The organism is Streptomyces sp. NPDC046349 (genome assembly GCF_055587885.1).
Window position 1 is genome coordinate 163,272 of record NZ_JBVJFK010000016.1, and the last position, 22,372, is coordinate 185,643.

The 22,372-nt window shown below is 74.1% G+C and carries 15 protein-coding genes and 1 tRNA gene; 9 read left to right on the plus strand and 7 right to left on the minus strand.

What is annotated here, in order from left to right:
- Positions 1-200 precede the first annotated feature (200 nt).
- A complete protein-coding gene (locus ACZ6JS_RS31880) occupies positions 201-2,261 on the plus strand; it encodes a phosphocholine-specific phospholipase C (RefSeq protein WP_469303136.1) in 2,061 nt (686 codons plus the stop codon).
- Here ACZ6JS_RS31880 and ACZ6JS_RS31885 read toward each other — a convergent pair.
- Positions 2,248-2,961, minus strand: a complete 714-nt coding sequence (locus ACZ6JS_RS31885; protein ID WP_469303138.1) for a hypothetical protein — start codon at positions 2,959-2,961, stop codon at positions 2,248-2,250. The two genes, ACZ6JS_RS31880 and ACZ6JS_RS31885, sit on opposite strands and share 14 nt — an antisense overlap.
- 73 nt (positions 2,962-3,034) lie before the next feature.
- Here ACZ6JS_RS31885 and ACZ6JS_RS31890 point away from each other — a divergent pair, with 73 nt between their 5' ends.
- On the plus strand, positions 3,035-3,790 hold the full coding sequence (locus tag ACZ6JS_RS31890; protein WP_469303140.1) for an alpha/beta fold hydrolase: 756 nt from the start codon (positions 3,035-3,037) through the stop codon (positions 3,788-3,790).
- 73 nt (positions 3,791-3,863) lie between these two features.
- On the opposite strand, the gene ACZ6JS_RS31895 is transcribed toward ACZ6JS_RS31890, so the two are convergent.
- Positions 3,864-3,936: transfer RNA gene (locus ACZ6JS_RS31895), tRNA-His, on the minus strand.
- Positions 3,937-4,009: 73 nt separating this feature from the next.
- A complete protein-coding gene (locus tag ACZ6JS_RS31900) occupies positions 4,010-4,807 on the minus strand; it encodes a CTP synthase C-terminal region-related (seleno)protein (protein ID WP_469303142.1) in 798 nt (265 codons plus the stop codon).
- A gap of 77 nt (positions 4,808-4,884) precedes the next feature.
- On the opposite strand from ACZ6JS_RS31900, the gene ACZ6JS_RS31905 reads away from it, so the two are divergent.
- Positions 4,885-5,730, plus strand: a complete 846-nt coding sequence (locus tag ACZ6JS_RS31905; protein ID WP_469303186.1) for a LysR family transcriptional regulator — start codon at positions 4,885-4,887, stop codon at positions 5,728-5,730.
- The gene (locus ACZ6JS_RS31910) at positions 5,727-6,878 is read left to right on the plus strand and encodes a M24 family metallopeptidase (protein WP_469303144.1); all 1,152 of its coding nucleotides are present in this window, start codon (positions 5,727-5,729) and stop codon (positions 6,876-6,878) included. Before ACZ6JS_RS31905 ends, ACZ6JS_RS31910 begins: the two co-directional genes overlap by 4 nt.
- A 40-nt stretch (positions 6,879-6,918) precedes the next feature.
- Here the strand turns inward: ACZ6JS_RS31910 and treZ are convergent, their stop codons facing one another.
- Complete coding sequence (treZ, locus tag ACZ6JS_RS31915; RefSeq protein ID WP_469303145.1) at positions 6,919-8,667, minus strand: malto-oligosyltrehalose trehalohydrolase; 1,749 nt, start codon at positions 8,665-8,667, stop codon at positions 6,919-6,921.
- Between the two features lie 110 nt (positions 8,668-8,777).
- Between treZ and ACZ6JS_RS31920 the strand changes: the two genes are divergently transcribed.
- Positions 8,778-9,341: a DUF1707 and FHA domain-containing protein gene (locus tag ACZ6JS_RS31920; protein ID WP_469303146.1), complete on the plus strand. Its 564-nt coding sequence runs from the start codon at positions 8,778-8,780 to the stop codon at positions 9,339-9,341.
- A 272-nt stretch (positions 9,342-9,613) separates the two neighbouring features.
- Positions 9,614-10,099 (plus strand): GNAT family N-acetyltransferase, encoded by a 486-nt coding sequence (locus ACZ6JS_RS31925; RefSeq protein WP_469303147.1) that lies wholly within the window; start codon positions 9,614-9,616, stop codon positions 10,097-10,099.
- Here ACZ6JS_RS31925 and ACZ6JS_RS31930 read toward each other — a convergent pair.
- On the minus strand, positions 10,054-11,412 hold the full coding sequence (locus ACZ6JS_RS31930) for a M14 family zinc carboxypeptidase (RefSeq protein WP_469303149.1): 1,359 nt from the start codon (positions 11,410-11,412) through the stop codon (positions 10,054-10,056). The genes ACZ6JS_RS31925 and ACZ6JS_RS31930 overlap by 46 nt on opposite strands.
- A gap of 278 nt (positions 11,413-11,690) precedes the next feature.
- Here ACZ6JS_RS31930 and ACZ6JS_RS31935 point away from each other — a divergent pair, with 278 nt between their 5' ends.
- Positions 11,691-14,864, plus strand: a complete 3,174-nt coding sequence (locus tag ACZ6JS_RS31935) for a DEAD/DEAH box helicase (protein ID WP_469303151.1) — start codon at positions 11,691-11,693, stop codon at positions 14,862-14,864.
- A 137-nt stretch (positions 14,865-15,001) separates the two neighbouring features.
- Here ACZ6JS_RS31935 and treY read toward each other — a convergent pair whose 3' ends face one another.
- Positions 15,002-17,275 carry a malto-oligosyltrehalose synthase gene (gene treY / locus ACZ6JS_RS31940; protein ID WP_469303152.1) on the minus strand — a complete coding sequence of 758 codons (2,274 nt, stop codon included), beginning with the start codon at positions 17,273-17,275 and terminating at the stop codon, positions 15,002-15,004.
- A gap of 82 nt (positions 17,276-17,357) precedes the next feature.
- Here treY and ACZ6JS_RS31945 point away from each other — a divergent pair, with 82 nt between their 5' ends.
- Positions 17,358-18,647, plus strand: a complete 1,290-nt coding sequence (locus tag ACZ6JS_RS31945; protein ID WP_469303154.1) for an MFS transporter — start codon at positions 17,358-17,360, stop codon at positions 18,645-18,647.
- Here the strand turns inward: ACZ6JS_RS31945 and glgX are convergent.
- Complete coding sequence (glgX, locus tag ACZ6JS_RS31950; protein WP_469303188.1) at positions 18,632-20,746, minus strand: glycogen debranching protein GlgX; 2,115 nt, start codon at positions 20,744-20,746, stop codon at positions 18,632-18,634. The two genes, ACZ6JS_RS31945 and glgX, sit on opposite strands and share 16 nt — an antisense overlap.
- Positions 20,747-21,030: 284 nt before the next feature.
- Here glgX and ACZ6JS_RS31955 point away from each other — a divergent pair, with 284 nt between their 5' ends.
- Positions 21,031-22,308, plus strand: coding sequence for an SAV2148 family HEPN domain-containing protein (locus ACZ6JS_RS31955; RefSeq protein ID WP_469303156.1), 1,278 nt, complete (start codon positions 21,031-21,033; stop codon positions 22,306-22,308).
- Positions 22,309-22,372: the final 64 nt, after the last annotated feature.

Here is a 22,372-nt window from a genome sequence, read left to right on the forward strand (position 1 = left end):
GTTCTCGCCGTCTGTTGCGGGGGCGTGGTTCAAGCGTCCCGTCCCGGCGGCGCGGCGGCGCCCGGCGCGGCGCACCGCCACGCCGTCCGTTCTCCAGGTGTACGGCGCGCTGTCACGAAGGCATCTCCGTCCGGTACCCGGGGGCCGCTGTCCTTGGGGCGCCCCTCGACTCCCCCCTCACCCCCAGAGGTCGTCACCCCATGGCAGAACTCGACCGCCGCAGGTTCCTGCAGATAGCCGGCGGCACGGCCGCCGTCGCGATGCTGAACGAGAGCATCGCCCGGGCCGCCGCCATCCCGGCGCAGGGCACCACCGCAACGATCCGGGACATCGAGCACATCGTCGTCCTCATGCAGGAGAACCGGTCCTTCGACCACTACTTCGGCGCGATGAAGGGGGTCCGCGGCTTCGGGGACCCGCGGCCGGTGCTCCAGGACAACGGCAGGACGGTCTTCCACCAGTCGAACGGGACGAAGGACATCCTGCCCTTCCACCCGCAGGTCGCGGACCTCGGGATGCAGTTCCTGGAGGGGCTGAACCACGACTGGGCCGGCGGCCACCAGGCCTACAACAACGGCAAGTACGACAAGTGGATCCCGGCCAAGACGGCCACGACCATGTCGTACATGACGCGGAACGACATCCCGTTCCACTACGCCCTCGCCGACGCCTTCACGGTGTGCGACGCCTACCACTGCTCCTTCATCGGCGCCACCGACCCCAACCGCTACTACATGTGGACGGGTTACACCGGCAACGACGGCGTCGGCGGCGGCCCGGTCCTCGGCAACCAGGAGCTCGGCTACGGCTGGAAGACCTACCCCGAGCGGCTGGAGGCGGCCGGGATCTCCTGGAAGGTCTACCAGGACATCGGCGACGGCCTGAACGCCGCCGGATCCTGGGGCTGGATCGACGACGCCTTCCGCGGCAACTACGGCGACAACTCGCTGCTGTACTTCAACGCCTACCGCAATGCCCAGCCCGGCAGCCCCCTGTACGAGAAGGCCCGCACCGGCACGAACGTCGAGGCGGGCGACGGCTACTTCGACCGGCTGCGCGCCGACGTGGTGGCCGGCACGCTGCCGCAGGTCTCCTGGATCGCCGCCCCCGAGGCGTTCAGCGAGCACTCCAACTGGCCCACGAACTACGGCGCCTGGTACATCGCGCAGGTCCTGGACGCGCTGACGGCGAACCCGGCGGTGTGGGCGAAGACCGCCCTGTTCCTCACCTACGACGAGAACGACGGCTTCTTCGACCACGTGGTCCCGCCGTACCCGCCGGCGTCCTCCGCGTGGGGCCTGTCCACCGCCGACGTCTCGAAGGACCTCTACGCGGGCGGCGGAGGCTACGCGGCCGGACCGTACGGGCTCGGCCCGCGCGTCCCGATGATCGTGGTCTCCCCGTGGAGCAAGGGCGGCTACGTCTGCTCCGAGACCTTCGACCACACCTCGGTGATCCGCTTCATGGAGAAGCGCTTCGGGGTGCACGAGCCGAACATCTCCCCGTGGCGCCGCGCCGTCTGCGGCGACCTGACCTCGGCCTTCGACTTCACCCGGGCCGACGCCGCCCCAGCCGCGCTGCCGTCCACGGCCGGCTACCTCCCGCCGGACAGGGACCGCCACCCCTCCTACCACCCGACGCCACCCGCCACGGGCGCCCTGCCGCCGCAGGAGGCCGGGTCCAAGCCGACCCGCGCGCTCGGCTACGTCCCGTACGTGGACGGCGCCCGCACCGTCTCCACCGGCAGGTTCACCCTCACCTTCGCCTCCGGCCCGACCCTGGGCGCCCACTTCCACAGCACCTCGGGCAACCGCACGGACGGCCCGTGGCCCTACACGGTCGAGGCGGGCAAGACCCTGTCGGACACCTGGTCCACCAGCAGCTCCACCGGCAACCAGATCAACCTGACGGTGTGGGGTCCCAACGGCTTCCTGCGCACGTTCAAGGGCCCGGCGAAGAAGGCCGGGCCCGAGGTGACGGCCCGCCACGCGAGCGCCACCGGCAACCTGGACCTGACGATGACCAATTCGGGCACGGCCGCGGTCAACCTCACCGTGACCAACTCCTACGGCGGCGCGGCCCAGACCTTCCGGGTCGCGGCCGCAGGCACGGTCACCCACACCGTGAGCCTCGCCACCACGGGCCGCTGGTACGACGTCAAGGTCGTCTCCGACCTCGACCCCACCTTCCTGCGGCGGTTCGCGGGGCACGTGGAGACCGGCGCCCCCGGCGTCTCCGACCCGGCGATCAGGACCGCCTGATCCGGTCCTGCGGCGCGCGCAGCAGCCGCCGTTCCAGGACTGCCAGGTCCCCGGGGCGGTGGCTGCGGGCGTGCCGGAGCAGGAGATCGCGGGCGGTGTCCGGGACCCGGCGCCGCTTCGGGTGGCGGGTGGTGAACTCCTCGCCCGCGAAGAACCGCACGGCACCCTCCAGCCCGACCCGGTCCGACTCCCGTACCGCCCAGGCCAGTTCCGCGGTGGCCACCCCGGCCAGCAGCCGCACGGGAGCCCGTTCGGCGAGCAGCCACGCCGCGTCACGCGGCTCCGGCCGTACGGCGCCCAACCAGCCGAAGGCCACACTCGGCGGCACCCCGCGCGGCGGCGCCGGATCCTCGGCGCCCGCGGCGAGCGCCCCGGCGTACTCACGCAGCGCGCCGGGCGCCGCGGCCACCCAGCGGGCGCGGTGGCGTGCCGGGATCCCGTCCGGGGACAGCGGGTCCAGCAGCCGGTGCGACTCGGGGGTGGCGTGCCGGGTCCCGTCGTCCTCCCCGCATCCGCAGTCGAACAGGTCCTCGCCGGCCGCGGCGGCGAGCCGGCGGCCCAGCTCCCGAACGGCCCTGACCTCGTCGGCCTCGGCGGGGTCGGTGATCTCGTAGCTGCGCGGGTGATGGGGGTGCCGGGCCCCGTCCGGCCGCGAGAAGTCCCCCATGACCAGCCGGTCCGTGCGCGGTGTCGGGTTCACGGTGTGATGGTAGGCGCGGTGGGCATGACGTACGGCGTCGGTTGTCACCATCCCCGTCACCCAGGGAGAACGCATGGCCATCGCCCACCGCCGGATCGGCACCGGACCCGTCCGCGTCATCGTGCTGCACGACTGGTTCGGTACGTCCGCCAACTGGGGCTCGGTGCTGGACCACCTGGATCCGGAAGGGTTCTCGTACGCCTTCCTCGACTACCGCGGCTACGGCGAACGCCGGGACGTCGCCGGCCGCCACACCCTGCCCGAGATCGCCGACGACGTCCTCCGCCTCGCCGACCAGCTGGGCTGGGACACCTTCTCCCTGCTCGGCCACTCGATGGGCGGCAAGGCCGCCCAGCAGGTCCTCGTCCACGCCCCCGAGCGGATCGAGAAGCTCGTCGGGATCAACCCGGTCCCCGCCGCGCCGTACGAGATGGACGACGCCGCCCACGCGCTCTTCTTCGGCGCCGCCGAGAGCCCCGCGAACCGGCGCGCCATCCTCGACCTCGTCACCGGCAACCGGGCGAGCCGCCACTGGATCGACCGGATGGTCGCCCACTCCCTGGAGATCTCCCGCCCCGAGGCCTTCGCCGACTACCTCGCGAGCTGGCAGTCCCTGGACCTCTCCGCCGCCGTCAAGGGCAACACGGTCCCGGTGCTCGTCCTGGTCGGCGAGTACGACCTCGCGCTCACCGCCGACGTGATGCGCGCCACCTGGCAGGTCTGGTACCCGAACTGCCGCATCCGCACCCTCCCCGGCGCCGGCCACTACCCGCCGCACGAGACCCCCGTGGCCTTCGCCACCGAAGTGGAAGCCTTCCTCCGCGACTAGCGGTGGCTCTCGGCCGTCGGTGCAGACAAAAAACCCCTGGGGTACGAGGAGACCTCGTACCCCAGGGGGACAGGGTGAGTGACGGGACTTGAACCCGCGGCCACCTGGACCACAACCAGGTGCTCTACCAACTGAGCTACACCCACCACGAGGGGCGGAGGACCGCCCGTCGATGTGCATGCACAGCATAGCCGATCTGCGGGGTGGCCCTGCGACGCGTTATCCGGCCGACCGGCTCGCGGCCAGGGTGGCGGCGAGCGGGGCCGTGGACCCGCCGTCGCGGCCGGCGGCGTGCCGGGCGGCCGCCACGGCGAGGGCCCTGATGATCGGGTGGGGCCTGGTCCCGTCGTCCTGGAGCTCCGGCTGGAAGAGCGTGGCGAGGAAGAAGGGGTGCCCGGGCAGCTCCGCGATGCGCACCTGCCCGTCCGCGTCGTGCCCCGACAGCCGCAGACCGTGCGCGGTGAGGGCCGGCAGGTGCCGCGGAGCGGGCCCGTAACTGCAGTGGTAGCGCTCCGTCGACCGCTCCGCGCCGAGCGCTGCCTCGGCGAGCGACCCCGGCTCGGCCCGCACGAGGCCCTCGTGGCCGACGAGCGAGCAGGCGAGCGGGGCGATCAGCAGGTCCGGGGCCCCGGGGTCGTTCTCGGCGTGCGCCACGTCGGCAAGCCCGCACACCGTCCGGGCGTACTCCAGCAGCGTGTGCTGGAAGCCGCCGCAGGTCCCGAGGAAGGGGATGCCCTCCTCGCGGGCCACCCGGATCGCGGCCAGTGCCCCGGCCTCGCTGGCGTACGGGCTGCCCGGCAGTACCCACACCGCGTCGAAGCGGGCCAGGGTCCCGGACGCGGCCTCGGCCGCGGCATCGCCGGTGGGGATCCAGTAGGCGTCGAGGACGAGCCCGTCACGGGCGGCGAGGGCGTCGAGGAGGAGCGGGATCCGCGTGTGGGACTTCACGTGGGGGGAGCGGTCGCCGACCAGGGCGATCCGCGGCACCCCCGTGTGTGCGGTGTGTGCGGTCGTCATACCGCTCATCTTGTGACCGGCGCCCGCTTCAGCGCCAACGATTGTTCGTGCACCTGCGATAAGTGATTCTGATGACCATGGATCCGCACCTGCTCCGGACCTTCGTCACCGTGGCCCGGCTCGCCTCCTTCTCCGGCGCCGCCCGCGAGCTGGGCTACACCCAGTCCGCCGTCTCCCAGCACATCGCCGCGCTGGAAGGCGACCTGCGGGCGGAGCTCCTCACCCGCCGGCCCGTCGCACCGACCCCGGCCGGGCTGCGGCTCCTGGAGCACGCAGGACCGCTGCTGCTGCGGCTCGACGCCGCGCGGGCCGACGTACTGCGGCTGGCTGCCGTCCCGCCCGGGCGCGTCACACTCGCCGCGTCCCCGCTCGCCGTCGGCCCCAAGCTGCTCGCCGCCCTGCCCGCCACCGGGGTCACCCTGCGCGTGCTGCCCCCGGCCGAGGTACCGGCCGCCGTGGCCACCGGCGGGTGCGACCTCGGGCTGGTCGACGGCACGGCCGCGCCGAGCGACCCGCTGCGGCTGCCCGACGTGGCACCGCTCACCGTGACCGGCGTGGGGGAGGAGGAGCCGGCCGTACTGCTGCCCGAGGGACACCCCTTCGCCGCCCGTGCCTCCGTCCGCCTGGACGACCTCGGCGACGCCCGCTGGATCGACGCCCCCGGCATCGGCCTGCCGCTCACCGCCGCCCGATCCTCCGTCCGCTACGAGGGCACCGACCTGCTCGCCCTCTGCGCCCTGGCCGCCGCCGGGCACGGCCTCGTACTCCTCCCGCGCCGCGTCGCCGAGGCCGCCGGCGCGGGCGTCGCCGTACCGCTGTCCGCCCCGCGCCTGGTGCACCGTACGGAACTGCTCTCGCCCGGCACCCCGACCGGCGCGGCCGCCGCCCTCGCCGCACGGCTCACGGCAGGATCCCCGGTATGACCGATGACACCGACACCGACACCGACGCCGCCGGCCCCGCCCCCTTCACCGCGGCCGACTACGCCGCCCGCATGGCCTCGGCCGCCCGGAGCGCAGCCGAGGCGGGGCTCGCCGGGCTGCTGATCGCCCCCGGACCCGACCTCACCCACCTCACCGGATACCGCCCCACCGCCGAGACCGAACGGCTGACCCTCCTCGTCCTGGCCGCCGGGCAGGAGCCGGTGCTCGTCGTCCCCGCCCTCGAGGCGCCCGACGCGGCCAAGGCACCCGGAGCCGACGCCCTGACCCTGCGCGACTGGGCCGACGGCAAGGATCCGTACGCGCTGACCGCCCCGCTGCTGGACCTCCGCGGCCGCTTCGGGGTCAGCGACAACACGTGGGCCCTGCATCTGCTCGGCCTCCAGCGGGAGTTGCCCGACACCTCCTACGCGGCGCTGACCGACTGCCTGCCCATGCTCCGCGCCGTCAAGGACGCGCGGGAACTGGAGCGCCTCGCCGCGGCCGCAGCAGCCGCCGACGCCGCCTACGCGCAGATCCTCCACCTCCCCTTCGCCGGCCGCCGGGAGACCGACGTCGCCGCGGACCTGGCCGCCCTGCTGCGTACGCACGGCCACTCCCAGGTCGACTTCACCGTCGTGGGATCCGGGCCCAACGGCGCCGACCCGCACCACGAGGCCGGCGAGCGCGTCGTCCGCCACGGCGACATGGTGGTCCTCGACTTCGGCGGCCTGCGCTTCGGCTACGGCTCCGACATCTCCCGCACGGTGCACGTCGGCGAGCCCACCGCCGAGGAGCAGCGGGTCCACGACATCGTCCGCGAGGCCCAGCAGGCCGGGTTCGCGGCGGTCCGGCCAGGCGTCGCCTGCCAGGAGGTGGACCGGGCGGCCCGGGCCGTGATCACGGAGTTCGGGTACGGCGACCGCTTCATCCACCGCACCGGCCACGGCATCGGCGTCACCACCCACGAGCCGCCGTACATGGTCGAGGGCGAGGAACAGCCCTTGGTGCCCGGCATGTGCTTCTCCGTCGAGCCGGGCGTGTACCTGCCGGGCCGGTTCGGCGTCCGCATCGAGGACATCGTGACCGTCACCGAGGAGGGCGGGCGCCGCCTGAACAACGCCCCGCGCGAACTCGCCGTCGTCGAGTAGGGGGTTGACCGACCTGACCCGCCGGACACCCTCACCCCGCTCAGGCGCCGAGGACCACCGCCGACTCGCCGGGCAGGTGGATCCGCCCGTCCGGGCCGGGGTGTTCGAGCGGCTCCCAGGACGCCAGCACCCGCACCCCGTTGCGGCCCGCGGCGATCGTCACCGGTTCGGCGGAGAGGTTCACGGCAACCCGTACGTCGCCCCGCCGGAAGGTCAACCAGCGCCGCTCCTCGTCGTGGGCGACCCGGACCGCCGCCAGGTCCGGGTCGCGCAGGTCCGGGTGGGTGCGGCGGAGCGCGACCAGGGTGCGGTACCAGCGCAGCAGGCGGGCGTGGTCCGGCTGTCCGGGCTCGGACCAGTCCAGGCAGGAGCGGTCCCGGGTCGCCGGGTCCTGCGGGTCGGGGATCTCCTCGGCCTTCCAGCCGTGCGCCGCGAACTCCCGGCGCCGGCCGCTGCGCACCGCCTCGGCGAGCTCCGGGTCGGGGTGGTCGGTGAAGTACTGCCACGGGCTCCGGGCGCCCCACTCCTCGCCCATGAACAGCATCGGCACGAAGGGCCCGGTCAGCACCACCGTCGCCGCGCAGGCCAGCAGCCCTGGGGAGAGCGAGGCCGACAGCCGGTCGCCGAGCGCACGGTTGCCGATCTGGTCGTGGGTCTGCGCATAGCCGACGAACCGGTGGGCCGGGGTCCGGCGGTGGTCCACCGGCCGGCCGTGCGTACGGCCCCGGAAGGAGGACCAGGTGCCGTCGTGGAAGAAGACCCGGGTCAGCGTCTTGGCCAGGGCGGCCAGCGGTGCCTGTGCGAAGTCGGCGTAGTAGGCCTGGGATTCGCCGGTCAGCGCAGCGTGCAGGGCATGGTGGAAGTCGTCGTTCCACTGGGCGTTCAGGCCCAGGCCCCCGGCGGCGCGCGGGGTGGTGGTGCGCGGGTCGCACCGGTCGGACTCGGCGATCAGGAACAGCGGTCGGCCGGTCTCCGCGGCGAGCCCGTCCACGGCCGCGGACAGCTCCTCCAGGAAGGTCAGCGCCCGCCCGTCGGCCAGTGCGTGCACGGCGTCCAGCCGCAGCCCGTCGATGCCGTAGTCGCGCAGCCAGGCCAGCGCGCTGCCGGTGAGGTACGCGCGCACCTCGTCGGATCCGGGTGCGTCGAGGTTCACCGCCGAGCCCCACGGGGTGTGGTGGGTCTCGGTGAAGTACGGGCCGAAGGCGGGCAGGTGGTTGCCGGAGGGCCCGAGGTGGTTGTGGACCACGTCGAGGACCACGCCCAGCCCGGCCTCGTGCGCGGCCGCCGTGAACCGGGCCAGGCCGGCCGGGCCGCCGTACGGCTCGTGCACAGCCCAGGGCGCGACCCCGTCGTAGCCCCAGCCGTGCCGGCCGGCGAAGGAGCACACCGGCATGAGCTCCACGTGTGTGACCCCGAGGGAGACGAGGTGGCCGAGGCGGGCGGCGGCCGCGTCGAAGGTGCCCTCGGGGGTGAAGGTGCCGACGTGGAGCTCGTAGAGGACCGCGTCCTGGAGCGGGAGTCGCGGCGACGGCGCGGGCCGCGGGGCCAGGGCCTCGAGGTCGACGACGGCCGACAGCCCGTCGGGTCCGTCGGGCAGCCGCCGGCCGCGCGGGTCGGGCCGCGCAGTGGTCTCCCCGTCCAGGACGAAGCCGTAGCGGCTCCCGTCCCCGGCCGGGGCCTGCGCGGTCCACCAGCCGTCCCGGTCGGGATCGCGTGTCATGTCGTACGTCACGTCGTCGAGTCGCAGGGCGACCCGGCCCGACAGCGGTGCCCACACCTCGAACTGCACGGGCGGTCCCCTCGTCTCCGGCGGTGTCCAGCGTGCTTATCGTGCCCATCATTCCGGGCGTGGCGGGGGAGTTCTGGACACTCTGCCCCCGACGGGCCGACAATCACCCTGTGACGTCGAGTTTCGAACTTCCTGCCTTCCCCGCGCCGCGGCTGTCGGACGCCGAGCGGGACCGGGTGCTGGGCCAGCTCAGGGAGGGCGCGGCCCTCGGCAAGCTGTCCCACGACACCTTCTTGCGCCGCATGGAACTCGCCCTGGTGGCACGCCGTTCCGAGGACCTCGCCGTCCTCACCGCCGACCTCCAGGCCAGGGAGGCCGCCGAAAGCCCCTGGACGCGTCGGCTGTTCGGCTGGGTCGGCCGCGTCTCGGCGGTGTCCGCCGGAGTCCGGCGCGCCTGGAACGCCGAAAGGCTGCCCAAACTGCTGCTGCCCCACCCGAGCGCGGCGGCCCTGCGGATCGGCCGCGACCCCGGCAACGGGCTGCGGCTCAGCCACGAGACCGTCTCCCGGATGCACGCGGAACTGAGCCTGCGCGACGGGGTGTGGGTGCTCAAGGACCTCGGCTCGACGAACGGGACCAGCGTCAACGGCCGCCGGGTGACGGGCTCCGCGGTCGTCCGTGACGGCGACCAGGTCAGCTTCGGGAACATGAGCTTCCGCCTTTCGGCGGGTTAGACCGGCTCTTGCGGACCTTGCCCGGCCCGCGCCGCCCCGTCGCCGTGCGGTACGGCGGGACCGGGCCGCGAGCCGCGGTCGTACGCGGGCGGTCGGCCTCCTGCCCCTCACGGACGCCGACATGTTCCGGAGTGCCTGCCGCTTCGAACCGCTGGAGGCACGGGACTCGGTCCGCCGCCCCCTGCTCGGCGGCCGGAACGACCGGCGGGCTCCGGGGAGGGGCCCCACCCCCGGACCCCCGGCCGCGGGAGCGACCGCGCAGGATGGAGGTCATGGAAAACACGCCTGTCATCCGCCGCGCCCGGGTCGGGGACCTGCCCCGGCTGGTCGGACTCATCCACGAGCACGTCGCCTACGAGAAGTCGGCCCCGCGCCCCGCGGACCTCGCCGCGCGGCTCGGGCCGCGGCTGTTCGCCGAGGACTCCCGGCTGTGGGTGCTGCTCGCCGAGAACGCCGACGGCGTCGTCGCCGGATACGCCGCCTGCTCGGCCGAGTTCTCCTTCTGGGACGCGCGGGACCACCTGCACATGGACTGCCTCTACCTGGCCCCGGCCTCCCGCGGCCGGGGCCTCGGAGCCGCCCTGATGGACGGCGTGACGGAGCTGGCCCGCGAGCTGGGCCTCGAGCAGGTCCAGTGGCAGACCCCCGACTGGAACGAGGGGGCGATCCGCTTCTACGACCGCCTCGGCGCCGCCTCGAACCCCAAGTTCCGCTACGCCCTGCCCGTGGAGCGGCCGGCCGCCACGAGCTTGTCGTAGGCGGCCAGGACGGTGCGGGACTGGTGCTCCACCTGGGTGGCCACCGGGATCCAGCGGGCCCCGAACCGGGCCGCGAACTCCTCGCACCACCCGGTCACCAGCAGGTCCAGTCCGGGCGCCGCCGGATGCCCCTCCGCGCGCAGGACCCGCAGCAGCATGGCCGCCGCGCGCAGCGACAGCCGCCGCCCGAAGGCGTCGATGCTGGCGATGTACGCGGCCGTGGCCTCGGCGGGGGCGCCGGCGCCGGTCCACTCGGCGGTGATCCGGGGGATCAGCGCGAGCGTCCAGTCGACCGCGCGCAGCAACGGGGCCGCGGCCGGATCCTCGTACGCGCCCGCTTCCGGCCGGTCCCGGGCCCCGGCCCGCTCGCGGGCCGCGCCGACGAGCGCTGCGTCCGCGGTGAGCCGCCCGGCCAGCATGCGCAGGGCGCCGCGCGGGTCGGGGTGCGGGGCCGGGTCGTCCACCAGGTCGGAGGCCCACATGGGGACTTCGACGATCGCTGTGGTGCCGGCGTACCGGTGGGCGTGGTACCAGGTGCTGAGCCGGGTGTCCTCCGGGTGGAACGCGCCGGCGGCCTCGCTCCCCGGCTGCGGGATCACGAAGATCCCGGGCCCGGGAGAGGGCCAGCCGGCGGCGTCCGACGCCCCGTTCTCCACCGGGATGCGCAGCTCGGCGGCCGACTTGCCGAACGGCTCGGCGAGGCCCGGTATGTCCCGGGTGAGCTGCACCCAGGAGCCGCCGAGATCGGTGGCGTGCAGGGAGACCTGGAGGACGGGCCGCAGCTCGTCGATGAGCGCGATCAGCGCCCGTGTCTCCGGCGGCAGCCGGTCCGCGGGCAGTAACGAGGGCGCCCACTCGGGCTGTTCGGGACCGGGCGGCCGGTAGAACCACCGGTGGTAGTCCAGCAGCGAGTACGGGCGGGGCGTGCGGTGCAGGTCCGCGCCGTCCGGGTCGGCGCAGAGCAGGAAGTGCCAGCCGCAGCCCGCACGCGGTGCCGGGTCGCGAAGGAGCCGGCGGGCCAGGGAGAGCGCCGTGGCGCCGCCGACGGGCTCGTTGGCGTGCGCACCGGCGACGACGAGGACGTCGCGGGCGCCGCCGCCGCGCGCCGTGCCGGCCGGGCGGGCCAGCCCGACGGGGCTGTGCGCGTCGACGGGGCCGCCCGCGCCTGGCACCGCCGTCGCCGCTACGGACAGCACCCAGATCGGCTGCCCGGCCCGCGAGGTGCCGGCCTGCCGGAGCCGGGCCTCGCCGGGGTGTTCGTCCGCAAGCGCGCGGGCGGCCAGCCCGAGTTCCTGCGGTGTGGGGTAGCACATGTCACGGAGGAGAGTCACAAGGGATGCCATGCCCGCCGGGCCCGCCGCCTACTGCTGTGCGGGCCCCGCAGTTCCCCGGAACTCCGGGAAAACCCCTGGCCAAGGCTGTGCCGAACCCTCCCGGGGCACCGCACGCCACCGCCGGCGCAGACACCCGCGGCACCACCGCGCAGTCCCAAGCGCGCTCGCCCCCCGGCCCGGGACGCGGGAGCCGCTCCGGCGGGGGAAACATGGCAAACCGGGTGCGGAAGATGATCACGGGATGCCACAGTCACACCATGCGCACTGACGAGGCCGGCGGGCAGGGATCGGTCACCGACCTGGCACAGGAGCGGTGGGGAATCACGCTGGGCGGAGAGTTCCCGGCGCGGTTCACGGAGCCGGGGTGGACCTACGAGGAGACCGTCGACCGCCGCTGTCCCGTGTGCGGCGGCGAACTGCACGCACTGCGCAGACCCTACGAGTCCCAGGGCCGCACCTACCAGTACACGGCCCTTGTCTGCCCCACCTGTTCCACCGCCTTCACGCTCGCGGAACTGGGGGTGAAGCGGTACGACCAGCTGATCGACACCGTGCCCGGCCAGGCCGGGCAGCCGGCCCGGCGCCGTCGGGCGCCCATGCCCCTCGGTGCGCGCCCGGTCGGGCCGGGAGGCACCGTCACCGTGACCGTGACCCTCAAGGCCCCCGGGGCGGGCACGGACCGCGGCCCTGCGTGGCCGGAGGACCTGGTCGTGCCCGACGAGACCGAGCAGAGGGCCTTGTCGTGGTGGAAGGTCGCCGATCCTGCCTGGCGCCCGGCCGACGCTGTGCTCACGGCGGCCGAGGACGTGCGGGTGGTGTTCCCCGAAGGCCGGGAGTACGAGGCGCTGAGGGCATGGCTGGAGGGGCGGGGCGTCCCGTACCGCGTCAGTCGGTACTGGGAGGAGGCCGGTCGGGTCGGCACGGTCACCGACACCGGCGGCCGTGCGGAGCTGGTCGCGGTCGGTCCGGACGGAGCGGCCCCCGCCCCGGGGCCCTGGGCGGTGGCGGCCCGGGACGCCTTCGCCGCCCAGTGGGACGCGCTCGAGGAGCTGCCGGACGGCGACGGCGACGCGTATGTTCCCGTCGCAGAGCTGGTGCCGGCCGAGTGGGCCGGGCTGCTGCCGCACCCGTCGTTCAACCCGGTGCAGGCCGCCGCCGTCCCGGTGGTGCTCGAGGGCAGCGGGCATCTGGTCGTGGTCGCGCCGACGGGCGCGGGAAAGACCCCGATCGGGATGGTCGCGGCGCTGGAGGCGCACGCCCGCGGACGCAAGGCGGCCTGGCTGGTGCCGCAGCGCTCCCTGACCGACGAACTGGACCGCGAGCTCCAGCTGTGGCGCCGCCGCGGGCTGCGGGTGGTGCGTCTGACCGGTGAGGCCGCGGTGGACACGGAGCTGATCCGGTCGGCCGACGTGTGGGTGGCCACCACCGAGAAGTTCGAGGCGATCTGCCGTGCCGGCTCGCTGCGGGACGCGCTCGCGGAGGTCGGCTGCCTGGTGGTCGACGAGATCCACCTGCTCGGCGATCCGACCCGCGGCGCCGTATTGGAGGCGCTGCTCGCCCGCGTACGGGAGGACAGCGCGGCCATCCGGATCGTCGGCCTGTCCGCGACGGTCGCCAACGCGGACGAAGTCGCCCGGTGGCTGGGCGCCCGCCTGGTCCGCACCACCTGGCGGCCCACGCGGCTGACCTGGCAACTGCCCCTCCTGCCCCCGGTCGACGAGACGGACTGGGCGCAGCGGGCCGCCGTCCGTACCGAGGCCGCCGTGCGCATCGCCCGTCAGGTCACCGCGGACGGTGGCAGCGTCCTCGTCTTCTGCGGCAGCAAGCGCCGCGTCCGGACCACGGCGCTCGCGATGGCCGCCGACCGCGGTGTGCCCACCGCCGGCGTGGACGCCGACGACACCGAAGCCGTGGAGCGGCTGTGCACCAAGGCGGGGGTGCGGCTGCACTACCGGGACTGGCCGTACAAACGGGAGGCCGAGCAGGCCTTCCGTGCCCGCGAGGCGGAGATCCTGGTCGCCACGTCCACGGTCGCGGCGGGCGTCAACCTCCCCGCCCGCGCGGTGATCGTCAGCGACACCACCATCGGTCTGGAACGCGTCGAGGTGTCGATGGTGCAGCAGATGTTCGGGCGCGCCGGGCGCATCGGCGCGGGGGAGCGCGAGGGCTGGGCGTTCCTGCTCACCGACCCGGCGGAACGACCCCACTGGCAGGCCAGGTTGGCCGCCGGATACAGCGTGCGGTCCCGACTGGACGAGCACTTGGCCGACCACCTGCTCGCCGAAGTCGTGCAGGAGCGCGTTTCGACCCTCGACGAGGCGGAGCGGTGGTGGGCCGGCACGTTCGCCGCCCACCAGGGGCACGACAGTGTGGAGCCTCTCCACGAGGCGGCACAGTTCCTCGCCGAGGTGGGCTGCCTGCGGGACGCCGCCCCCGAGGTCCGCCTGGAGCCCAGCGCGCTGGGCCTGCTGACCAGTCGCTTCATGGTCGACGCCAGGGTCGCCGACGATCTGTCGACGGCAGTGCGGCAGGCCCCGGTACCCGAAGACCCGCTCACGGCTGAGCGGTTGCTCGCGGATCTGCTCAGCACCCGCCTGCCCGTGCTCGAACAGGCGCCGTTCACCGAGCGGGCGAAGGCCGCCCTGCGCCGAGTTCTGCGTGAGGCCGAGCACGCGGACGGCGAGCCGGACGACCCCTGGGGGCTGGGCCCGGCGAAGGAACCTGCGTCGGCCGAGGACGAGCAGCGGCCGCAGGCCGGGGATCTCGCCCGCGCGGTCCTGCTCCTTGCAGCGACCCGTCCGCGCCTCTTCCGCGGCCGCCCCGCCTACGTCCTCGGTATCCCCATGGACTCCATGACCGGCGTCCTGGAGGAGGCCCAGCGCTACCTGGCCTGGCTCGGCGCGCAGGGCCCCCTCGGCACGGTCCACCCCTGGGTGGCCGTCGTCGCCGCCGACCTCTCGCTCCGCATCCGCTGGCGCACGCTGGGGGTCGACCGAGGTGCCGGACGCCTCCTCTGGATGTGCGAGCGCATGGCCACGGCCCCGCTCGCGCCCGGCCTCGTCCCGCGGATGTGGAACGCGGCCCGGGCCCGCGGCATCGACGCGCCCGACTGGACCGGCACGACTCCGCCGACCGACTGCGCCCTCTCCCCGGACCGCTACCGCGCCCTCCTCGCGGAGCGCGCCACCGGCACCCGCCTCGCCCTCCAGGACGACACGGTCCGGGTATGGGCCCCGCCCGGATCGGCGATCCGCCTGTGGAACGGTGCGACCACCGCTGTGCACCTCGCCGACGGCGAGGAGACCACGCTGCTCCTTCCGCCGGCCGACCCGGCCGACTCGTCGGCCGGGTGCTGCGGCGCGGCCGTCTTCACCCGTGGCGATCGGCTGGCGGCAGGGTGGCTCGGAGCATACGCGGCGATGCACGCCTGACCGGACTGCCCCACGGCGCCGCGCGGTCGTCTCCCGGGCCCGGCCGCGCCGGTCCCGGGACGCCGCAGGTCCCGGACGCCGTCGGACCCGGGCCCCCGCCGGGACTCTCAGGCCGCGGTCCGGAGGCGGGCGGGTGGTCAGCGGCGGAGCCAGATCCCCACCGGACGGTCGTCCAGCAGGGCGGTCACCCCCGCTGAGCCGCTGTGCGCGGCCCCGGCGCTCCGCCCGGTGTGCCCGGGCAGGACGGGCGTCCAGGTGCCGGGCGGCAGGTCCACGCGGGTGTCGCGCCAGCCGCCCGACGCCGCCAGCCGGTGAGACAGCCGGGTGGCCGCCACCAGCAGGCCAGGGGCCCGGGTGAAGGCCACCAGATGGCCGGCCGCCGGACCCCTGGCCGCGACGGGGGCATAGCCGCGGAAGAGTTCCGGCCGGTCCCGGCGCAGCCGCAGCAGGGCCGCCGTGAGGGCCAGCTTCTCCTCGGCCGGGCCGTGCGGGGCGGCCCCCGCGTCCAGTCGCGCCAGCACCCCGCGCGGGAAGTACGCCGGGCGCCGGTTGTCCGGGTCGACCAGTGCCCGGTACTCGGTCTCCGCGCCCTGGTACACCTCCGGTACACCCGGCATGGCGAGGTGCAGCAGTGCCATGCCGAGCAGGTTCGCGCGGGCCGCCTCCGCGAGGTCCGCCGGGAGGTCGAGCGGGGCCGGGGCGTAGCCGGGGACGCCCGCCTCGTACTCCTCGTTCCGGTCGGTCCAACTGGTGCGCAGGGCGGCCTCACGGGCCCCCTTCAGCAGGGCGTCGGCCAGCCGCGGCACCGCCTCGGGGGCCCGGCCGAGCCCCAGCGCGGTCTGCCGGGCCACCCAGGCCAGGTGGGGGTCGGGGGCCGCGCTCCGCACGTCCATCAGCTCCGGCGCCTGCGACAGCGCCGAGATCCGGGCCCTGACGTCCGCGCTGCGCTTGGTGTCGTGCGTGGACAGCACCGTGCCCGTCTCCGGCCAGTCCCGGGCCAGGGCGGCGCAGTACGCGTGGAACTCCTCGGGCGACACCGCCGGTCGCCCCGGCTCCCCGCCCACCTCGGTGGCCGACAGCAGCGGCGCGTACCGGTAGAAGGCCCGGTCCTCCAGGGACTTGGCGCGCAGGGCCGCCGAGGTCTGGGCGAAGCGGGCGGCGAAGGCCGGATCCCGCAGCAGCAGGTCCCGTACGCCGGCCACCGCGGCCGGACCGGCCAGCTCGGCCGCCTGCTCCAGCGCCTGCGGCGGCAGCCCGGGCTCACCGGGATAGGGCCGGTAGACGGGAAAGGCGATCAGCAGTTCGCGTACGGCGCCGGCCAGTTCGCTGCCGGCCCGGCGCTCCAGCGCCCCCAGTTCGGCGGCCAGGTCGCCGGTCAGCACCTCCCGCGCACAGGCCCGGGCGGTTTCCGGCCACCGCGGCAGGCCGGTGGACTCCCCGTACCGGGCCGCCAGTTCAGCCGTGCCCTCGGGGTCGGTGAACACCCCGTCGACCCGGTGCAGCGCGTCGTACCCGGTGGTCCCCGCCACCGGCCATCCGGCCGGCAGCCGCTCGTGGCGGGCCAGGATCTTCTCGACCACCACCCAGCAGTGGTCGCCGGCTGCGGCCCGCAGCCGGCCCAGGTACTCCTCCGGGTCGGCCAGGCCGTCCACGTGGTCGATCCGCAAGCCCTGCGCGACCCCGTCGCGGACCAGCTCCAGCACCTTCGCATGCGTGGCCGTGAACACGTCCGGGTCCTCCACCCGGACCCCGATCAGCTCCGAGATGGTGAAGAAGCGGCGGTAGTTGAGCGCGGCGGCGGTCTCCCTCCACCAGGCCGGCCGGTACCACTGCGCGGCCAGCAGCTCGGGGAGCGCCAGGCCCTCGGTCCCCTTCCGCAGCGGGAACTCCTGCTCCCCGTGGCGCAGCACCCCGCCGTCGACCCGCAGGTCGCAGGAGTCCAGCGGCCCGGCGAGCAGCGGGAGCACCACCTGCCCGCCGCCGGCTTCCCAGTCGATGTCGAACCAGCGCGCGTACGGCGAGTCGGGCCCCTCCCGCAGTACCTCCCACAGCGGCCGGTTCAACCGCAGCGGCGTGGGGACGGCCATGTGGTTGGGCACGATGTCGAGGACCAGGCCGAGCCCGCGCTCCCGGGCGGAGCGGGCCAGGGCCCGCAGGCCGGGCTCCCCGCCCAGCTCGGCCCGTACGCGAGAGTGGTCGGTGACGTCGTACCCGTGGGCCGATCCGGGCACCGCCTCCAGGACGGGGGAGAGGTGCAGGTGCGACACGCCGAGCGAGGCGAGGTACGGCACGGCCGCCTCGGCCGCCGCGAAGGGAAATTCCGGGCGCAGTTGGAGACGGTAGGTCGACGCCGGGGCGACGGGTTTCGGAACATCAGATTCCGATGCGGGGGTCGGGCGCGGCTGGCTCATGAGAACGTACGTACCCAGCCTGCCGGATTCCGTGCCATGACCCAATGCATCCGAGTGACTGCGCCGGGTTAATGTCGATCAAGTGGCTGGAACCGTCAACACCTATCGAAGAGTCATCGCCCTGACCGGGCCCCTACTCCCGCTCGTCTCCTTCCTCGCCCGCCTGCCCGTCGCGATGTCCCAGTTCGGAAGCTTCCTGCTGGTCGCCCGGACCAGCGGCTCCCTGGCCACCGCCGGCATCGTCGCAGGCGCGCTCTCCATCGGACAGGTCCTCTTCGGACCCGTCCTCGGCCGGCTCGCCGACCGGCACGGACAGCGGCCCGTCGTCCTGGCCGCCGCCGCGGTCAACGCCGTCGCCACCGCCGCCCTGGTCACCGGGGCGCTCACCCACCTCGCGACCCTCCCGCTCGCCGCTGTCGGCGCCCTCACCGGCGCCTCCGTGCCGCTGATCGGTCCGCTCGCCCGCACCCGCTCCGTCGCCCTCGCCCACCGCGCCAAGGCCGACGAGGGCGTCGTCGGGGCCGTGCACGCACTCGAAGGCACCCTGGACGAGGTCTCCTTCGTCTTCGGACCCGCCCTGGTCGGACTCGCCGCGCTGATCGCACACCCGGCGATCGCCCTGGCCGGTGCGGCAGGCCTCGTCGCCGTCTTCGGCAGCGCCTTCGCCCTGCACCCGACCGCCTCCGCCACCGCCGGCTCCGCGGGGCGCGAACGGCGTACGGGAAGCCGGGTCCGGCCGCCCGCCGTGGTCTACGCCGTACGGGGCTCCCTCGCCCTCCAGGGCATGATGTTCGGAGCCTGCCAGGCCGGCATCACCGCGCTCACCATCCGTCTGGGCGTCCCGGACCAGGCCGCCGTCGTCTACTCCGCGATGGGCGTCGTGAGCGCCGCCGCCGGCCTCGCGCTCGGCGCGCTGCCGCCCCGCTTCGGCCTGCGGCTGCGCTGGCGGGTGGCGACCGGCGCCGCCCTCCTGCTCTCCGTGCCCCTGCTCGTCACCGACAGCCTGTGGCCGCTGTACGCGGTCGTCACCGTGCTCGGCGCCGCCTACGCACCCCACCTGATCACCGCGTTCGCGCTCACCGAGCGGGCCGTGGAACCGGACCGGCTCGCCACCTCGATGGCCTTCGCCGCCAGCAGCCTGGTGGCCGGGCAGGCCGCGGCGCTCGTCGTCGCCGGGCGCCTCGCCGAGCGGTACGGCCCGAGCGGGTCCTTCGCCGTGGCCGTGGGGGCGGCGGCGCTCTGCCTCACCCTCGCCCTCGTCACCCGTGTGCCCGCCGCCCGTACGCACGCCCCGGCCGCGGCACCGCCCGGCGGACCGGCCGCCGGGCCGGGCCGGCCTCCGGTCCCGGACGCCGCCTACGCCGGCCGCTGAAGCACCACCAGACACCGCCCCGTCAGCGCCACCCGGTCGCCGGCCGCGTACTGCGGCCCCGTGCCGGGTGGCAGTACGTCCGGCCGGGACGTGTCCACCACCAGCCGCCACTGCGCGCCGTGCCCCGGCGGAACGGTGAAGTCCTGGGGTTCCGCACCCGCGTTGAACATCAGCAGGAACGAGTCGTCGGTGATCCGCTCCCCGCGGCTGCCCGGCTCGGAGATCGCCTCCCCGTTGAGGAACACCGTCATGGCCCGCGCGTGCTGGGCCTGCCAGTCGCGCGCCCGCATCTCCTCGCCGTGCGGGGTGAACCAGGCGATGTCCGAGAGCTCGTCGTGCGTGCCCTCCACCGGCCGGCCGTGGAAGAACCGGCGCCGCCGGAAGACCGGGTGGTCGCGGCGCAGCCACACCATCCGGCGGGTGAACTCCAGCAGTGACGGCGCCGGTTTGCCGGGCTCCGGCCAGCCCACCCAGGACAGTTCGTTGTCCTGGCAGTAGGCGTTGTTGTTGCCGTTCTGCGTGCGGCCGAACTCGTCGCCGTGGCTGAGCATCGGCACCCCCTGCGACAGCAGCAGGGTGGCCGTGAAGTTGCGCATCTGCCGCTCGCGCAGCGCCAGGACCTCCGGATCCTCGGTCGGGCCCTCCACCCCGCAGTTCCACGACCGGTTGTGGCTCTCGCCGTCCCGGTTGCCCTCCCGGTTGGCCTCGTTGTGCTTCTCGTTGTACGAAACGAGGTCGTTCAGGGTGAACCCGTCGTGGCAGGTGGTGAAGTTGATGGACGCCAGCGGGCGCCGCCCGTCGTCCTGGTAGAGGTCGGAGGATCCCGTGAGCCGTCCCGCGAACTCCGCGAGCGTGCGGGGCTGCCCGCGCCACAAGTCCCGCACGGTGTCGCGGTACTTGCCGTTCCACTCCGTCCACAGCGGCGGGAAGTTGCCCACCTGGTAGCCGCCCTCGCCCAGGTCCCAAGGCTCCGCGATCAGCTTCACCTGGCTGACCACCGGGTCCTGCTGGACCAGGTCGAAGAACGACGACAGCCGGTCCACCTCGTGGAACTGGCGGGCCAGCGTCGCCGCGAGGTCGAAGCGGAAGCCGTCCACGTGCATCTCGGTGACCCAGTACCGCAGCGAGTCCATGATCAGCTGGAGCACGTGCGGGGAGCGCATCAGCAGCGAGTTCCCGGTGCCCGTGGTGTCCATGTAGTGCCGAGGGTCTTCCGCCAGCCGGTAGTACGAGGCGTTGTCCAGCCCCCGGAAGGACAGCGTCGGGCCCAGGTGGTTGCCCTCGGCGGTGTGGTTGTAGACCACGTCGAGGATCACCTCGATACCCGCCTCGTGCAGGGCCCGCACGGCCGACTTGAACTCCAGCACCTGCTGGCCGCGGTCGCCGGAGGCATAGCCGTTGTGCGGAGCGAAGAAGCCGATCGTGTTGTAGCCCCAGTAGTTGCTCAACCCGTCGTTGACCAGCCGGTGGTCGTTGACGAACTGGTGCACCGGCATCAGCTCCAGCGCCGTCACCCCGAGCTTGGCGAGGTGGCCGATGACCGCCGGGTGCGCGAGCGCCCCGTACGTGCCGCGCAGTTCCTCGGGCAGGTCCGGATGACGCATGGTCAGGCCCTTGACGTGGGCCTCGTACAGCACGGTGTGGTGGTACTCGTGCCGCGGCGGCCGGTCGTTGGCCCAGTCGAAGTACGGGTTCACCACCACCGAGCTCATGGTGTGCGGGGCGGAGTCCAGGTCGTTGCGGGAATCGGGGCGGCCGAAGTGGTAGCCGTACACCGCCTCGTTCCAGTCCACCCGGCCGCTGATCGCCCGCGCGTACGGGTCCAGCAGCAGTTTCGCCGCGTTGCAGCGACGCCCGCGTTCGGGCTCGTAGGGGCCGTGCACGCGGAAGCCGTAGCGCTGCCCCGGCATGACGCCGGGCAGGTACGCGTGGCGGACGAAGGCGTCCGTCTCCCGCAGTTCGACGGCGGTCTCGGAACCGTCGTCGTGGAGGAGGCACAGCTCGATGCGCCGAGCGGCCTCTGAGTAGACCGCGAAGTTGGTGCCGGCGCCGTCGTACGTGGCGCCGAGGGGATACGCCTGTCCCGGCCAGACCTGCATAGACAACGACTCTTCCCTCGGTATCGAAGACTCCCGGATGATCCGGCGTGGACCGCGTCACTGCCAGATCTTCCCCGAAAGAGGGGCCGCACGCGCGGACTTGGGAGTGGTCCTACCGGGTGACCCGCAGAGCTGATATGCGGGTCAGCGGACTGTACGCGCATCCGATAATGGGTCAATGGACGGTCCGTGTGCGGGCCATCGGGCTGCACCGGGCGGCGCGCGCGGGATACCCTTCCGTGATCACTGGAGACGGGCGTCCAGACGCAGAAGGCGGTGCACGGGTGAGCTCGGGAGGTCTGGAGCTGCCCCCTGGTGACAGCAGTCACGAGGGTGGCCCGGCGGACGCCCCAGGTGGTGTCCCCGGCGGGGCGCCGACGGGGGTGCCGGCAGGGGCGGTCTCCCTTGCGGGCGGGCCGGCGGAGGCCGGGAGCGCGCGGGCCGGCGCCGAACTGGATTGGGGCGCGGACGCCTGGAGCGAGGTCCGTACCCGTGCCCAGCGGGCCGGCCGGGCGTACATCTGGCTCAACCTGATCGAGCAGCGGCTGCGGTCGGTGGTCGGCGCGGTGCTGCGGCCGATCTACGAACCGGTGCACGGCGGGGACGACTGGGTCGTGGCGGCCGCCGGGCCCGCCGGGCAGGAGTGGGTGCAGCGGGCCGTGGCCGTGCGCGAGGTCAGCCGACGCAAGGGCTATCTGCTCGACTCCGCCGACGACAACGTGCTGAGTTTCCTGACCCTGCCCCAGCTGCGGGAGCTGATGGTCCAGCACTGGCCCTGCTTCGAGCCGTACTTCGACGACCGCCGCGAGATCGAGCTGGCCCTGGACGAGCTGGAGGTCACCCGCAACGTGGTCTCCCGCAACCGGGCGCTGTCGCGGCCCGTGCTGGAGCAGGCGGAGCGGGCCTCGGCGCGGCTGCTGGAGGTGCTGGGCGGGGGCTCCGGCAGCCCCGCCGCGGACCGGCTGCCGATCGACGCCGTCGAGGACCTGGTGGGCGACCGGTACGCGGACGTCGTCTCGGTCCACCCGGACCGGGTGCGCCTCCAGCGCAACCTGCCGGCGGAGGACCTCTTCGGGGGCGCGCGGCGGCTCGACGCCATCGGGATAGGGCTCAACCTGCTGGTGCAGAACTTCTCGGGGCGAAGACTCGTCCGGCTGACGGAGGCCGGGTGCCGGGTGCGGCTGCTGTTCCTGAACCCGGCGAGCAGCGCGGTCAAGCGGCGCGAGCGGGAGCTGGGGCTGCGCAAGGGCGAGCTGAGCCGTTCGGTCGAGATGAACATCCTGCACGTGCGGCGGGTCCGGGCGGGCCTGCGGGACCCCTCGCGCTTCGAGATCCACGTCTTCGACGAGACACCGCGCTTCACCGCCTACCTGGTGGAGGGGCAGGCCTCGGGCATCGCGGTGGTCCAGTCGTACCTGCGGCGGGCACGCGGCATGGAATCGCCCGTGCTGGTGCTGCGCGGCGGCGGCCGCGGAGTGCCCAAGGACGCGGACCACGGACTCTTCGCGACCTATCGGGAGGAGTTCGAGTCGATGTGGGAGGACTCCCGTCCGGTGTCGTGAGCACCTCCCGGCAGGGGGCGTCGCCGGGCTTGTCAGTGGCCCGTGGCAGGCTGAAACCCGTTGA

Coding starts and splice junctions, on each gene's coding strand:
- ACZ6JS_RS31880 (WP_469303136.1), top strand. CDS start 201: ATGGCAGAACTCGACCGCCGCAGGTTCCTGCAGATAGCCGGCGGCACG.
- ACZ6JS_RS31890 (WP_469303140.1), top strand. CDS start 3,035: ATGGCCATCGCCCACCGCCGGATCGGCACCGGACCCGTCCGCGTCATC.
- ACZ6JS_RS31900 (WP_469303142.1), bottom strand. CDS start 4,807: ATGACGACCGCACACACCGCACACACGGGGGTGCCGCGGATCGCCCTG.
- ACZ6JS_RS31905 (WP_469303186.1), top strand. CDS start 4,885: ATGGATCCGCACCTGCTCCGGACCTTCGTCACCGTGGCCCGGCTCGCC.
- ACZ6JS_RS31910 (WP_469303144.1), top strand. CDS start 5,727: ATGACCGATGACACCGACACCGACACCGACGCCGCCGGCCCCGCCCCC.
- ACZ6JS_RS31925 (WP_469303147.1), top strand. CDS start 9,614: ATGGAAAACACGCCTGTCATCCGCCGCGCCCGGGTCGGGGACCTGCCC.
- ACZ6JS_RS31930 (WP_469303149.1), bottom strand. CDS start 11,412: ATGTGCTACCCCACACCGCAGGAACTCGGGCTGGCCGCCCGCGCGCTT.
- ACZ6JS_RS31935 (WP_469303151.1), top strand. CDS start 11,691: ATGCGCACTGACGAGGCCGGCGGGCAGGGATCGGTCACCGACCTGGCA.
- treY (WP_469303152.1), bottom strand. CDS start 17,275: ATGAGCCAGCCGCGCCCGACCCCCGCATCGGAATCTGATGTTCCGAAA.
- glgX (WP_469303188.1), bottom strand. CDS start 20,746: ATGCAGGTCTGGCCGGGACAGGCGTATCCCCTCGGCGCCACGTACGAC.